This is a genomic window from Xanthomonas sp. LMG 12459 (assembly GCF_009192905.1).
Classification (GTDB): Bacteria; Pseudomonadota; Gammaproteobacteria; order Xanthomonadales; family Xanthomonadaceae; genus Xanthomonas_A; species Xanthomonas_A sontii.
The window spans coordinates 60858-75474 of record NZ_NSGT01000042.1 but is presented as its reverse complement, the minus strand read 5'-3'; the positions used below and the strand labels follow the sequence as shown (position 1 = coordinate 75474).

At 71.5% G+C, this 14617-nt stretch carries 10 protein-coding genes; 5 read left to right on the top strand and 5 right to left on the bottom strand.

Translation table 11 applies throughout. The features are described 5' to 3' along the window. Window positions 1–102 precede the first annotated feature (102 nt). Complete coding sequence (locus CEK65_RS11265; protein WP_152181776.1) at window positions 103–678, bottom strand: N-acetylmuramoyl-L-alanine amidase; 576 nt, start codon at window positions 676–678, stop codon at window positions 103–105. A 22-nt stretch (window positions 679–700) separates the two neighbouring features. Between CEK65_RS11265 and CEK65_RS11260 the strand changes: the two genes are divergently transcribed. From CEK65_RS11260 to rlmKL, 5 genes are all read left to right on the top strand, one after another. After that, window positions 701–1192 carry an MOSC domain-containing protein gene (locus tag CEK65_RS11260; RefSeq protein ID WP_152181775.1) on the top strand — a complete coding sequence of 164 codons (492 nt, stop codon included), beginning with the start codon at window positions 701–703 and terminating at the stop codon, window positions 1190–1192. After that, complete coding sequence (locus CEK65_RS11255) at window positions 1189–1716, top strand: alpha/beta fold hydrolase (RefSeq protein ID WP_152181774.1); 528 nt, start codon at window positions 1189–1191, stop codon at window positions 1714–1716. Before CEK65_RS11260 ends, CEK65_RS11255 begins: the two co-directional genes overlap by 4 nt. 14 nt (window positions 1717–1730) lie before the next feature. After that, window positions 1731–2234, top strand: a complete 504-nt coding sequence (locus tag CEK65_RS11250) for an N-acetyltransferase (RefSeq protein WP_193314764.1) — start codon at window positions 1731–1733, stop codon at window positions 2232–2234. A gap of 171 nt (window positions 2235–2405) precedes the next feature. Further along, complete coding sequence (locus CEK65_RS11245) at window positions 2406–4019, top strand: ABC-F family ATP-binding cassette domain-containing protein (RefSeq protein ID WP_152181772.1); 1614 nt, start codon at window positions 2406–2408, stop codon at window positions 4017–4019. 412 nt (window positions 4020–4431) lie between these two features. After that, window positions 4432–6606 carry a bifunctional 23S rRNA (guanine(2069)-N(7))-methyltransferase RlmK/23S rRNA (guanine(2445)-N(2))-methyltransferase RlmL gene (rlmKL, locus tag CEK65_RS11240; protein WP_152181771.1) on the top strand — a complete coding sequence of 725 codons (2175 nt, stop codon included), beginning with the start codon at window positions 4432–4434 and terminating at the stop codon, window positions 6604–6606. A gap of 226 nt (window positions 6607–6832) precedes the next feature. Here rlmKL and CEK65_RS11235 read toward each other — a convergent pair whose 3' ends face one another. The 4 genes from CEK65_RS11235 to CEK65_RS11220 all read right to left on the bottom strand — a co-directional run bounded on the left by CEK65_RS11235 (window position 6833) and on the right by CEK65_RS11220 (window position 14526). Beyond that, the gene (locus CEK65_RS11235; protein ID WP_152181770.1) at window positions 6833–7876 is read right to left on the bottom strand and encodes an HD domain-containing phosphohydrolase; all 1044 of its coding nucleotides are present in this window, start codon (window positions 7874–7876) and stop codon (window positions 6833–6835) included. A 46-nt stretch (window positions 7877–7922) separates the two neighbouring features. Then, window positions 7923–11990, bottom strand: coding sequence for a CHASE domain-containing protein (locus tag CEK65_RS11230; protein ID WP_193314761.1), 4068 nt, complete (start codon window positions 11988–11990; stop codon window positions 7923–7925). A gap of 297 nt (window positions 11991–12287) precedes the next feature. Beyond that, window positions 12288–13589: a DUF445 family protein gene (locus tag CEK65_RS11225; RefSeq protein WP_193314760.1), complete on the bottom strand. Its 1302-nt coding sequence runs from the start codon at window positions 13587–13589 to the stop codon at window positions 12288–12290. 91 nt (window positions 13590–13680) lie between these two features. Then, window positions 13681–14526: a plasmid replication/partition related protein gene (locus CEK65_RS11220; RefSeq protein WP_152181769.1), complete on the bottom strand. Its 846-nt coding sequence runs from the start codon at window positions 14524–14526 to the stop codon at window positions 13681–13683. Between the last annotated feature and the right edge of the window lie 91 nt (window positions 14527–14617).

Sequence of the window (14617 nt, the reverse complement as noted above, 5' to 3'; positions counted from 1 at the left end):
CTAGGGGGTGAGACGGTATCTGCGGGAGCGCGAGAATGCGACCCTGTCTGATACTCCATCGCGGCCCGAATCAGCCGTTCCAATCCATCGCCTCCAAGGCGGTCACACAGGCGGCGCATACGGCGCCAGCGTCACCGCCTCCAGCACCTGCGGCCAGGGAAAGCGCGGGCCCGGATCCAGCTTGCGCTGCACCTGCCGCGTCGGATCGTCGCTGGCCGGTTCCAGGCTGCGGTCCAGCGCCTCGTGTCCGGCGATGTGGCGCAGCTGCGGCAGTTCCGCGCGCAACTGCTGCAGCAGCCGGATCAGCGCCTGCACTTGCGCCGGCGGGTAGTCCTCGCACATCGCCTGGTGGCGCGAATCCAGCCACAGCGGATAGCGTCCGCGGTTGACCAGTTCGATGCCCAGCGATTGCCGGTTGTAGCCGCGCACGTGATGCGCGATGCGCTCCGCGGGCACGTAGCGATGCACGCTGCCGTCGCGGTCGATGTAGAAATGGCCGCTGTTGCCGGTGCCCGACGGATACAGCACACGCTCGCCGTACAGGCGCGCGCTGGCCAGGTCCGGCAACTCGGTGCAGTGGATCACCGCCAGCGTGATGCTGTCCGGCGCGCGCTCCTGCAGCAGGCCGACGTAAGGCAGGGGCGCATCGTGGATCGGCAACGGCGGGGTAGGCGACATGCGCGGATGCTAGCATTCGCCGATGACTCTGAATTCCGAAAGCCCGCTGGCGACCCTGCTGGCCACACTGCCGCGCGCCGGACGCGTGGAATGGATCGGCCTGCGCCCGGCGCGCGACGTGCCGATGCACGAGGTCGACGCCGCTGAGGCGCAGACCGAGGGCGGCCTGCACGGCGACCGCTACGCCGGCCGCAACGGCAAGCGCGGCGTGACCCTGATCCAGGCCGAACACCTGCCGGCGATCGCCGCGCTGGCCGGCCATGCGGCGGTGGCGCCGGCGACCCTGCGGCGCAACGTGGTGGTCTCCGGCATTCCGCTGATCGCCCTGAAGGGGCGCCGCTTCCGCATCGGCGAGGTCGAGCTGGAAGGCATCGCGCCGTGCGACCCGTGCTCGCGCATGGAGCAGGCGTTGGGGCCCGGCGGCTACAACGCCATGCGTGGCCACGGCGGCCTGTGCGCACGCATCGTGCACGGCGGCACGCTGCGGCTGGGCGATGCGGTGGTGGCGCTGTGAGCCGCGGCCACTGCATCCTCTCGCACGGCTTCGAGAGCGGGCCGGACGCGATCAAGGTGACCGCATTGGCCGAGGTCGCGGAACGCCTGGGCTGGAGCCATTCGCGCCCGGACTACACCGACCTGGATGCGCGCCGCGACATCAGCCCGCTGGGCGACGTGCCGACGCGTCTGCAGCGCTTGCTGGAACTGGCGCAGGCGGCGGCGCAGCGTGGGCCGCTGGTGCTGGCTGGTTCCAGCCTCGGCGCCTATATCGCCGCGCAGGTGTCGCTGCACGTGCCGGTGCGCGGCCTGTTCCTGATGGTGCCGCCGACGCGGATGGGGCACCTGCCGGCGCTGGATGCGGCACCGGTGCCGACCTCGGTGGTGCATGCCTGGCGCGACGAACTGATTCCTGCCGCCGAGGTGATCGCCTGGGCGCAGGCGCGCGCGGCGCGGCTGCTGTTGGTCGACGACACGCATCGCCTGGGCGAGCACGTGGCGACCTCGGCGCAGGCCTTCGCCGAGTTGCTGGAGCGCCTGTGAGCGCATCCGACGACATGCTGTTGCGCGCCGAGCGGCCGGCCGACGCGGCGGCGATCGAGGCGCTGACCCTGGTCGCCTTCTTCCGCGTCGCGCACAGCCGCCACGACGAGCAGGACATCATCGAACGGCTGCGCGCGGACGGCGCGCTGACCCTGTCGCTGGTGATCGAGCACGAGGGCTACATCGTCGGCCACGTCGCGGTGTCGCCAGTGAGCCTGTCCGACGGCAGCCGCGGCTGGTACGGGCTGGGACCGCTGTCGGTGGGGCCGGGCCACCAGCGCCAGGGCCTGGGCACGCGCTTGGTGCGCGAGGCGCTGGCGCAGTTGCAGGCGCTGGGTGCGGCCGGTTGCGTGGTGCTGGGCGACCCGGCCTACTACGCGCGCTTCGGCTTCCGCCCGGAACCCGGGTTGACCCTGCCGGGTGCGCCGGTGGAGGCCTTCCAGGCGCTGGCCTTCGGCGAGCGCCTGCCGCCGATGGGCGAGGTGGCCTACCACCCGGCGTTCCTGTCCGCGGCCTGAGCCAGCGCGCCGCGCCGTGGCCCGTCGCGGCCGCGTTGCGTTAGCATCGTCCCGCGTCCACTCCGATCGAGGATCCACGCCGATGCGCCATTGATGCCGCCGTCTTCGCGACGGCCCTCGTCCCACCTGCCGAGCGATCGGCGGGCACGACCGGCATCCATGGAGGTTCCCATGACGCATCCGCTGCTTGCGCTGGACAGCGCGACCCATGTTCTGCCCGACGGCAGGATCCTGTTCTCCGATCTGCACTTCGCGCTCGATACGCGCCGCACCGGCCTGGTCGGCCGCAACGGCGTCGGCAAGAGCGTGTTCGCGCGCCTGCTTGCCGGCGAACTGACGCCCAGCGCCGGACGCTGCGTGCGCCACGGCCGCCTGCATTACGTGCCGCAGCAGATCGCGCCGGCGCCGCACGCCACCGTCGCCGACCTGGCCGGTGTGGGCGCGGCGTTGCGGGCGCTGGCGCGGATCGAGGCCGGCAGTGCCGACGTGGCGGATTTCGACGCGCTGGGCGAACGCTGGGACATCGCCCAGCGCCTGCAGGCGCAACTGCACGCGCACGACCTGGGCGCGCTGGAGCCGCACCGCCTGGCGGCCACGCTCAGCGGCGGCGAGGCGATGCGGGTGGCGCTGATCGGCGCCTGGCTGGCCGAGGCCGATGCGCTGATCCTGGACGAGCCGACCCTGCACCTGGACGCGGCGCAGCGGCAGCGTCTGCGCGAGGCGCTGCAGCGCTGGCCGGGCGGGCTCCTGGTGATCAGCCACGATGCGCTGCTGCTGCAGGACATGCAGCGCACGCTGGAACTGTCGCCAGGCGGGCTGCGCGACTACGGCGGCGACTACGCGTTCTACCTGCAGTGCCGGGCGCGCGAGCGCGAGGCCGCGCAGGCCGAACTGGCGCAGCACAAGCTGCAGCACGCGCGCGACAACGCTGCCTGGCAGGCGCAGCACGATCGACAGCAGCGGCGCAGTGCGCGCGGGCGGCAGCAGGCCGGCACGGCCAACCAGGCGCCGATCCTGCTCGGCCGGCAGAAGCAGCGCAGCCAGGACAGTGCCGGCAAGCGGGTGCGCGATCATCAGGCCACGCAGGCGCGCAGCCTGGAGCGCATCGCCGAGGCTGCGCGTCAGGTACAGCCCGACGCACCGGTGGCGCTGTTCGCGCCGCCGCCGGCCGATGCGGCCACCCGGCGCCTGGTCGAACTGCAGGCGCTGCGGCTGCCGTTCGCGCCGGCGACGCGGCAGCCGCTGGATCTGGTGGTGCAGGGCGGCGCACGCATCGGCGTGGTCGGGGCCAACGGCAGCGGCAAGTCGACCCTGCTGCGGCTGCTGGCCGGGCAGGTGGCGGCGCTGTCCGGCACCTGCCGGGTGCGCGCCGCCAGTGCCTATCTGGATCAGTCGCTGGTGTCGCTGGACCCGGACGCCACCGCGCTGGCGCAGGTGCAGGCCGCCGCGCCCGGCATCGCACTCGCCGACCTGCGCACGCGGCTGGCCTTGCTCGGCCTGGATGCGCAGCGCATCGGCGTGCCCTGCGGCCAGCTCAGCGGTGGCGAGCGACTGAAGACTGCGCTGGCCTGCGCCTTCTACCGCACGCCGCCGGCCGAACTGCTGTTGCTGGACGAGCCGGACAACCACCTGGACCGCGAAGCCCGCGACGCCTTGCGCGCGGTGCTGCTGCAGTACCCCGGCGCGCTGCTGGTGGTCTCGCATGATGCAGAGTTCCTGGACACACTGCGCCTGCAGCAGCGCTTGCAGGCCGATCCCGAGGCGTGGCGGCTGACGCCGTGGTGAGCGGCGTACGCTGCCGTCGACGGGGTCTGCCGCCGGGCCTGCCCGGCGCCGGATTCGTGGTCTCGCATTGCGCGATGCGTCGCGCACCAAGGCGGCAGGAGGGCGCGTCTGCAGCGCCAGCTTCATCTGCCACGGCGCGGGGTGGTCGCGAAGCGAACGCCGGCGGGCGACGTCGCTGTGCCCGTCACACGAGGCCAGTGACGGCCGCGGCGCACCCTGCGCCAGGGCACCGCGCAGCAGGCAGGGGCGCACGGACCCTGTGGTATTCTGCGCGCCGTTCCGGTGCGGTGCGTGCGCGTGCCCATCCCTCGATCCGCGGCCGCGGCCGCGGTAACGCCGGATCCGGCGCTGCGATGCGCCACGCGCGCGGCGTCCGCCGTGCCTCCCTCCCGTCCGTCCTGGTCCGCCTTCCGTGAAATTCTTCGTCTCCTGCGCCAAGGGCCTGGAATACCTGCTCGTCGATGAACTGCTCGCGCTTGGCGTGGCGCAGGCCACCGCCACCGTCGCCGGGGTCAATGCCGAAGGCAGCCTGCAGGACGCGCAGCGCGCGGTGCTGTGGTCGCGCCTGGCCAGCCGGGTGCTGTGGCCGTTGCAGTCCTTCGACTGCCCCGACGAGGCGGCGCTGTACGCCGGCGTGGCCGCGCTGCCGTGGCGCAGCCATCTGGCGCCGCAGCACACCCTGGCGGTGGACGCGCACGTGTCCGGCACCGGCATCACCCATGCGCGCTTCGCCGCGCAGCGGGTCAAGGATGCGGTGGTGGACACGCTGCGCGGCGAGGGCCTGGAGCGACCGTCGGTGGACGTGGAGCACCCGGATCTGCGCCTGAACCTGTCGCTGCGCAAGGGCCGCGCGACGCTGTCGGTGGACCTGGGCGGCGGCTCGCTGCACCGGCGCGGCTGGCGCCAGGCGCAGAACGAGGCGCCGCTGAAGGAGAACCTGGCTGCGGCGGTGCTGCTGCGCGGGCAGTGGCCGGCCCTGTATGCGCAGGGTGGCGGGCTGCTGGATCCGATGTGCGGCAGCGGCACGCTGCTGATCGAAGGCGCGCTGATGGCCGCCGATGTCGCGCCGGGCCTGCTGCGCGGCGAACTGGCGGCGCAGCAGCGCGGCGACACCGATGCCGATGCCGCGCCGAGTCGCTGGCTGGGGTTCGACGTGGCGTCCTGGCGTTCGCTGCTGGCCGAGGCACGGCAGCGCGCCCAGGCCGGTCGCGCCGCGTTGCGGCCGGTGCTGTACGGCAGCGACATCGACCCGCATGCGCTGCGCGCGGCGCGCGAGAACGCGCTGGCGGCCGGCGTGGTCGAGGCGATCGCGTTCGCCGCGCACGACGTCGCGGCATTGCCTGCGCCGGCGCAGGCGTTGGGCACGGTGGTGTGCAATCCCCCCTACGACGAGCGCCTGGCCGCCGATGCGGCGCTGTACCGGCGCCTGGGCGATGCGCTCAAGCGCGCGGTGCCGCAGTGGCGCGCCAGCCTGCTGTGCGGCAGCGACGAACTGGCCTACGCCACCGGCCTGCGCGCGGCCAAGAAGTACCAGATGTTCAACGGCGCGCTGGAGTGCCCGTTGATCGTCTGCGACCCGATCGCGATCGCGCCGCGCGCGGGCGCCAGCGAGGAGCCGCGCGCGCTCAGCGACGGTGCGCAGATGGTCGCCAACCGCCTGCGCAAGAACCTGCGCAAGTTCAAGACCTGGCGCACGCGGGCGCGGATCGGCTGCTACCGCGCCTACGACGCCGACCTGCCCGAGTACGCGGCGGCGATCGACGTGTACCAGGAGGACGGCGGCCAGGCGCGCACCTTCCTGCACGTACAGGAGTACGCGGCGCCGGACAGCATTCCCGACGCGGACGTGCGCCGTCGCCGCAACGAACTGCTGGCGGCCGCGCGCGAGGTGTTCGCGGTGCCGGCCGAACAGGTGGCGCTGAAGACCCGCGAGCGCGGCAAGGGCGGCAGCAAGTACGGCCGCTTCGAGCAGCGCGGCGAGTTCCTGGTGGTGCGCGAGCACGACGCGCTGCTGCGGGTGAACCTGTTCGACTACCTGGATACCGGGCTGTTCCTCGATCACCGTCCGCTGCGTGGGGTGATGGCGCAGCAGGCGCGCGGCAAGCGCTTCCTCAACCTGTTCTGCTACACCGGCGTGGCCAGCGTGCAGGCGGCGGTGGCCGGCGCCGATTCCACCACCAGCGTTGACCTGTCCGGCACCTACCTGCAGTGGTGCGCCGACAACCTGGCCTTCAACGGCAAGGGCGGCGCCCAGCACCGGCTGGTGCAGGCCGACGCGCTGAGCTGGCTGGAAGCGGAGAAGAACCGCTACGACGTGATCTTCTGCGATCCGCCGACCTTCTCCAATTCCGCGCGCGCCGAGGATTTCGACATCCAGCGCGAGCACGTGCGGCTGTTGCGCGCGGCGGTGGCGCGGCTGATGCCCGAGGGAGTGCTGTACTTCTCCAACAACTTCCGCCGCTTCAAGCTGGACGAGAACGCGCTGGCCGAATTCGCGGTATGCGAGGAGATCAGCGCGCAGACCATCGACGTGGATTTCGAGCGCAATCCGCGCATCCACCGCGCCTGGCGTTTGCAGCGGCGCTGAGAAGCGGTGCCTCGTGTGTCTTTCTGCAGGAGCGGCTTCAGCCGCGATGGGCGTGACCGGTCACGCACGTCGCGGAGCGTAGTGCGCTGTTGCTTCTCCATCCGGGAGAAGGGGCCCCGAAGGGGCGGGTGAGGGGACGGGCGACGCCGCGTGTCCTCGATCTCTGCGCGTCGCTTCGCGCCGTCCCCTCACCCCAACCCCTGTCCCGGGGGGAGAGGGGCTTGTATCAACTGCCGTGATGCCCCAGCGCGGCCTGCGCCTTGCCGCGTGGCGGCGGGTCATCCTCGGTCTCGCGCTCGTTCCAGTACGCCTGGATCTGCAGGATCTGCGGCAGGATCGCCTCGAACAACTCGACCAGACGTGGCTCGAACTGGCTGCCGGCCTTGTCGCGGAACAGCGCCATCGCCTGTTCCAGCGGCCATGCGTCCTTGTACGGGCGCGGTGAGGTGAGCGCATCGAACACGTCGGCCAGCGCCACGATCCGTGCCGATTCGGGAATCTGCGTGCCTGAAACGCCGGCCGGGTAACCGCCGCCGTCCCAGTGCTCGTGGTGGTACAGGGAGACCTCGGCGGCGAGTCGGAACAGCGGTGCGCTGCTGCGGCTGAGGATGTCGTAGCCGATCCGCGGGTGCCGCTTCATGACCTGCCACTCGTCGGCGTCCAGCGGCCCGGGCTTCTTCAGCACCGCATCGGGGATGCCGATCTTGCCGGTGTCGTGCATCGGCGCGGCCTGTTCCAGCAGATCGGCGTCCTCGCACGACCAGCCGGCGGCCAGCGCGAGCGCGCGGGCGTAGGCGGCCATGCGCCAGATATGCGTGCCGGTGTCCGAGTCGCTGTAGTGGCCGGCCATGCCCAGCATCTGGATCGCGTCGCGATGGCTGTCGGCCAGGCTGGTGGCGCTGACCAGCGACAGGTGGGTGCGCACCCGCGCGCGCAGGATGCTCGGCGAGTAGGGCTTGGTGATGTAGTCCACGCCGCCGGCGTCGAACCCGATGCTCTCGTCGGTGTCCTTGTCCTTGCCGGTGACGAAGATGATCGGGATCGCCGCGCTGCGCGCATCTTCCTTCAGGGTGCGTGCGAGGGTGTAGCCGTCGATGTCGGGCAGGTCGACATCCAGCAGGATCAGCGCCGGGCGGTGCTTGGCCACCCCGCGCAGGGCTTCGGCGCCGTTCTTGGCAAACACCAGCGCGTAGTCCTCGCGCAGGAGTTGGCGCATCAGCGCCAGGTTGCTGGGTTCGTCATCGACACAGAGGATGCAAGGCTGGGTCATGGTTGGTTCCCCGTCGGACACGCGCCGCCGCGCGGGCGGCGCACTCTCAATCGCGTGCATCGGCCAGCCATCGCCTGACTTGAGCCTCGGCTTCGCGGAAGGAAAAATTCTCCAGCAACAGTTGCAGTTCGGCGGCCTGTGCCGCCGGCAGGACCGGCGCCAGTTGCCGCAGCGTGCGGTCGATGCGGTCCGGATCGTCGCTGTCCAGCACCTGCAGCACCTGATACCAGGACGCCTGCAGCGTCGCCGGATCGACCGCGGCGAGGTTCGCTGCCGCGGGTGGCGCCGCACCCTGGGTGGCGTCGGCGAAGCGCAGCACTTCGGCCGCGGTGTCGGCCATCGCCGCGGCCAGCGCGGCGATCTCGGCATCGGCCTGCGTCGGCGCCGTGCTCAAGCGTTCTTCGAGGGCGGCGCTGGCGATGCTCAACGCCGGCAAGGCCAGCGATCCGGCGGAGCCGCGCAACTTGTGCGCCAGCGACACGGCCTCGGCCGGCCGTTGCGCCTCCAGCAGGGTGCGGACGCTGGCCGCCGGGTCGGGATGTTCCTGCAACAGCTTCAGCAGATAGCGCCGATACGGCTCGCGTTCGCCCCAGAGCCGCTGCGCCTGGACGGTATCGAGCAACGCAGGGTCGCTGACCGGCCAGTCGTCCGCCGGCAGCACCGGCGGTGGCACCGCCAGCGGCAGCGCGGTCAGGTTCGGCGGCAGGAACCGGCGGATGATCGCGATCAGGTCCTCGACCTGGAACGGTTTGGCGATGAAGTCGTTCATGCCGCTGGACAGCGCCATCTCCTGCTGCTGGCGATAGGCGCCGGCGGTGAGGGCGATCACCGGCACGGCGGCCAGGTCCGGATCGGCACGCAGTTGCCGGGTGGCTTCGTAGCCGTCCATGGTCGGCATCTGCACGTCCATCAGCACGACGTGGAAGCGGCCGGGATCGCGGCGTAGCCGCTGCAGCGCCTGGGCGCCGTCCTGCGCCAGCTCGACCAGCGCGCCTTCGCCTTCGAGGATGCGCTGCGCGACCTCGCGGTTGATGTCGCTGTCGTCGACCACCAGCAAGCGGGCCCCGGCCAGGCGTGCGACGCCGTCGCCGGGCGCTGCCGCGGGCAGCTCGCCGTTGCGACGCGCCAGCAGCATGGCGATGGTGCGCTGCAGGGCCGAGGCGGTGACCGGCTTGGTCATCACCGCATCCACGTCGGCGACGCCAGGCTGCTGCTCCTGGATCATGCGCCGCTCGTAGGCGGTGACCATGACGATGATGGGCTGCCGGTCCGGCGCCGATTGCGCGCGGATGCGCTGGGCCACGCTCAACCCGTCCAGGTCGGGCATGCGCCAGTCCAGCAGGATCACGTCGAACTCGGCCCGTTCCGGCGCGGCCGCGGCCAACGCGGCGGTGCCGCTGGACACCGCTTCCACCTGCCAGCCGAAGCCGTTGGCGATGTCGGTCAGGCTGCGTCTCACCAGGTCGTGGTCGTCGGCGATCAGCACCCGCCGCGCCTGCGCCGGTTCGGCGTCGTCGGCCGGTGCCGGCGCCACCGCGAACGGAATGACGAAGTAGAAATCGCTGCCCTGGCCGGGGGCGCTCTGCACTTCCAGTTGCCCGCCCATCAACTCCACCAGGCGCCGGCTGATGGTCAGGCCCAGGCCGCTGCCGCCGTAGCGGCGGCTGGTGGAGGTGTCGGCCTGCAGGAACGGCGAGAAAATCAGGCTCTGCTTCTCGCGCGGGATGCCGATGCCGGTGTCGCGCACCGAGAACAGCAGCTTGAGCTTGCCGGGTTCGGCGCCGGGGAAGGCGCGCACCGACAGCGCCACCTCGCCCTGTTCGGTGAACTTGATGGCGTTGCCCACCAGGTTGATCAGCACCTGGTTCAGGCGCAGCGCGTCGCCGCGCAGCCAGCGGCAGCCCGGCGGCAGCGGCTCGACGATCATCTCCACCGGCTTGGCGCTGGTCGCCGAGGTCATCAGCGCGGCGATGTTCTCCAGCAACTCGTTGAGGTCGAACGGCGCCGATTCCAGGTCGATGCGTCCGGACTCGATCTTGGAGAAGTCGAGGATGTCGTTGATGATCTCCAGCAGGTTGCGTGCGGACAGTTCGATCTTCTGGATCATGTCCTGCGCCGCCTGCGACAGCGCGCTGTGCCGCAGCAGGTACAGCATGCCCAGGATCGCGTTCATCGGCGTGCGGATCTCGTGGCTCATGTTGGCCAGGAAATCGCTCTTGGACTGGTTGGCGCTTTCGGCCGCGTCGATCGCCAGGCGCAGCTCGCGCTCGCGCCGCTTCTGCTCGGTCAGATCGACCGCGATGCCGAGGTAGCCGATCACCCGGTCGTCGTCGTCGCGCAGCGTGCTCAGGGTGAGCAAGACCGGGAAGGCGTGGCCATCCTTGCTCAGGTAGGTCCACTCGCGGGTGTCGCTGCGTCCCAGCGTGGACAGCGCGGCCACCGACTCGAACGAGGGCTGTACCGGCATGCCCGATTGCGCGGCCATGCGCTCGGCGCGTGCGCTCAGCTGTTCCGGATCCAGGAACAGGCCGGTGGCCTTGCGCCCGATCAGCTCGTGCGCGGCGTAGCCGAGCAGCAGTTCGGCGGCCGGATTGAACAGGGTGATGACGCCGTCCGGGTCGGTGGCGACGATCGCGTAGCCGGCATTGGCCAGGATCGCGCGCTGCAGCGCCGAATAGGTCACCAGTTCGCTGGTGCGCTCGGCCACCTGCTGCTCCAGCGTGGCGTTGAGCTCCAGCACCCGCGCCTGCGCGCGCACCTGTTCGGTGACGTCGTGCAGCAGGTGCGAATGGCCGATGGTGCCGCCGCGGGTGCCGGCGATCGGCGAGACGCTGGCCAGGACGCTGACGGTGTGACCATCGCGGTGGCGCAGCTCGCGGACGCCGTCGCCGCTGTCGATGGGATCGCGGACGTGCGCGCCCAGCAACCGCTGCAGCGGCTGGCCGATGGCCTGCTCCGGGGTGTAGCCGAAGATGCGCTTGGCCGCGGGATTCCAGTGGGTCACGCGGCCGTTCAGGTCTTCGGCGACGATCGCTTCGCTGGTGCCGGCGACCAGGGCGGCCAGTTGGCTCTGCTCGCTGAGGATCAGGTCGCGGCGGCGCAGGCTGGTCAGGAACACGTACAGCAGGGTGGCGAGCAGCAGCGCGATACCGGCGGCCAGCGCGCCGGCGAACAGCGGCGAGGTCTGGTCGAGCGAGCGCACGAAGCCCGGCGTGGCGCGTGCACCGATACGCCACTGGCGTCCATAGACCGCCAGGGTGCGCTCGGCGGTGGGGCCTCCGGCCAGGATCGGTGTGGCGTCGTCGCGATAGAACGGCTGCCCAGGGTTCAGGCTGTCGGCCAGGCTCAGCTGCAGCGCCTTGCTGTGGTCGTCGGAGGAGGCCAGTACCTCGGTGATGCTCAATGGCGCGTATGCCCAGCCGCTGGTGGCCTGCCAGCGCTGTTCCGGGGTCTGCAGCGGCAGGCCTTCGCGATACACCGGCAACAACAGCAGAAAGCCGCTCTTGCCCAGCCCCGGCCGCTGCACCAGGCGGATCGGCGCGGTGATGGTGGGCTTGCCCGAGTGTGCGGCGGCGATCGCCGCGTCGCGTCGCGCCGGTTCGGAGGCGATGTCGAAGCCCTGCGCCGGCGTGTTGGACTCCACCGGCTGGATATAGACGATGACGAAGCGGTCGCCGTCGTGCGGGGCCAGCTCGCGGATCTGCAGCGACGGTGCGCCGTCGGCGCGGGCCTGCTGCAGGAACGTCGCCTCCTCGGCGCGCGGCACCCGCTGGATGTAGCCGAAACCGCGCACCCCGGGAAACTCGCGCAGATAGTCGCGCGAGGCGCTGTAGCGGGAGAAGCGCTCGCGCGAGATGCGGTCGCCGCCGGCCGCAATCACCGCACCGCGCGCGCCGCGCAGGCCATGCTCGTACATGTCCAGGCGCTGCCGCAGATCGCTGGCCACGTGCGAGACCAGTTGCTGGAAGCGCGCCTGCGCCTGCGCGCGGTTGCGCTGCTGCACGCCATGCGCGATCAGCAGCGCGGCGAGCAGCCCGACGGTCAGCACGGCCAGGGCGGCGAGCCGCGCAAGCCGCGCAGGGCCGGCGATGGGTGTCCGGCGTTTCTTCGACATGCTCCCCTTTCCTCTGGCGAACGCGCGTTCGGCACGCGCATCGGCTTCCCCCCGACCGGTTGCGGGATGGCGTTCACAGCGGCGACGCAGGCCCCGCAGGTCGTCCCCCAACGCTAGCGCGGGCGTGGCTGTCGCGCCAGCCCTTCGGTCCAAAGAGTCGAGGCGTGTCTACACCTTGCTGCGTGGATGGCACCGGGTGCCGCGGGTCGGCGGTCCGTCGTGGGGTGCGTGCGTCGCATCGTGCGTCGGCAGCGGGCCGGCCGCTCCAGCGGCGCAGTGCATCCTTGCCATGCACGCTCAGCCAAGCAGCGTGACGGCAGCGTGCAGCGCCAGCCCGATCAATCCGCCGACCAGGGTGCCGTTGAAACGGATGTACTGCAGGTCGCGGCCCACGCTCAGTTCCAGTTGCTCGACCAGGTGGCGTTCGTCCCAGCCCTTCACGGTCTGCGCGATGTGCTCGGTGACGCCGCTGCGCAGGCGCTGGGTCAGCCGCTCGGCGCCGCCGAGCAGGTGCTGGTTGAGCGCCTCGCGCAGGGCGGGATCCTGCGCCAGCGACTGGCCGAGCGCGCCGAGGGCGCGCTGCAGGTGCTGCACCAGCGCGCCGTCCTGGCGCGACAGGTCCTCGCGCAGCGCAGCATGGATCTGATCCCACAGGCCCTGCACGTACGCCTGTACGCCGGGGTGGTCGATCAGCCGCTGCTTCAGCGCCTGCACTTTCTCGGCAGTGGCGGGATCGGCGCGCAGCCGCTGCACGTAGCCGCCGAGCCAGCGCTCGTAGTCCTGGCGCAGCGGATGCTGCGGCTGCGACAGCACCTCCTGCAGTTCCTCCAGCAGCGCGTGCGCCAGGCGCTCGGCGAGGGTGTCGGCGATGCCTTCCACCGGCTTCACCCATTCCACGGTGCCGACCAGCTTGGGCCATTCGCGCCGCGCGTACTTGACGATCATCGCCGACACCCGCTGCTTGACCGCGGCATCGTCCAGGTGCCGGCCGAGCCGGGTCAGCGCTTCGTCGAGCAGTGCGTGGTGGCGGCCGTCGGCGGTGAGCAGGCCGAGCAGTTCGCCGGCGGTGGCGGCGGCGTCCCAGTCGCGCAGCCGCGCCACCACGAAACCATGGATGCGGCGCCGCACCGCGGCTTCGTCCAGCAGGTCCAGCGCCTGCAACGCCCAGCCGCGGGCCAGATCGGCCAGCCGTGCGGACTGCGCCGGTTCGGCCAGCCACTGGCCCAGCCGCGCCGCGGGATCGAACGCGCTGAGCTTGGCCAGCAGCGCGCCCGGTTCCAGGAACTGATCGCGCACGAACACCGCCAGGCTGTCGGCGATGCGCGCCTTGCCGTGCGGGATGATCGCGGTGTGCGGAATCGGCAGGCCCAGCGGATGCCGGAACAGCGCCACCACCGCGAACCAGTCGGCCAGTGCACCGACCGTGGCCGCTTCGCAGAACGCGCCGACCCAGGCCCACGCGCCGTGCAGGCCCATGGCATGGCTGAGCAGGAAGCCGCACAGCATCGCCAGCAGCAACAGCGCCGCCAGCAGCTTCATGCGCCGCAGCTGCGCGCGGCGCGGATCGGGGGGCAGGGCAGTGGCGGAAGACACGCTCATGCGGCCGAGTCTACGCAGTGCGCGGTGAGCGCGGTTGCATGCGCGGCGGCGAGGTCATCCGGCCGCGGTACGGATGGCCTGTGCGCGTGGATCAGCCCGGCAACTGCGCGCGCAGCGCCGCCACTTCCTCGCGCAGCGCCTGGTTCTCGGCCTCGAGTTCTGCCACGCGCTGGCGCAACGCCAGCGTCGCGTCGCCGTCGCCGTCGGCGTCCGCTGCGGCAGCCGCGTCCTCGGCGGCGGCCGGTGGGGTCGGTTTGGGCTTGCGCTTGGACTCGCGGGCGCGCTTGGCGGCCTGCTTCAGTTCGTCCTTGCCGGCCATCGCCGCGGCGCGCTGTTCCTCCTCGGGCAGGCTGGCCACTGCCGCGGCGGCATTGATCGAGATCGCGCCGGACTTGACCGCTTCCACCACCTCGGCCGCGGCCTGCTTCTGGATCTTCTCGATCTGCACCACCTGGCTGTTGCTGAGCCGCGCCACGCGCGCCAGCTCGGCGCGGCTGAGCGGTGCCGGTGCGTCGGCCCAGGGCGGCGTGTCGGTGTCGTTGGCGGTCTCGCCAGCCGCGTCCGGGTCAGTGGCGTCGGCCGCGGGGGCCTCCGCGGCGGCCGCGCTGGCGCGCCGCTCGGCGAGGATCTCGCGCTTGCGCAGCGCCAGCACGCCGCGCTGGAAGTCGGAGACGCTGCGCCGGCCCAGGTGCTGGTCGATCATCCACAGGTGCACGTCCTGCAGCGACTGGAAGCGGGTGTTCTGCACGGTCTGGAACGGCAGGCCGTGCTTCTGGCAGATGCCGTAGCGGTTGTGCCCGTCGACCAGGATGTCGCCCCACAGCACCAGCGCGTCGCGGCAGCCCTCGGCCAGCAGGCTGCGTTCCAGGGCAGCGTATTCGTCGGCGGTCAGCGGATCGATATAGGCCTTGAGGTCTTCTTTGACAACGATGTTCATCAACGGGCGGTGCGGCGTGGCGACGGGGGCGGCATTGTAGAGGCCGGGAATCGGGAGTGGGGAATCGGGAATGGCAACAGCGTGTGTCGCG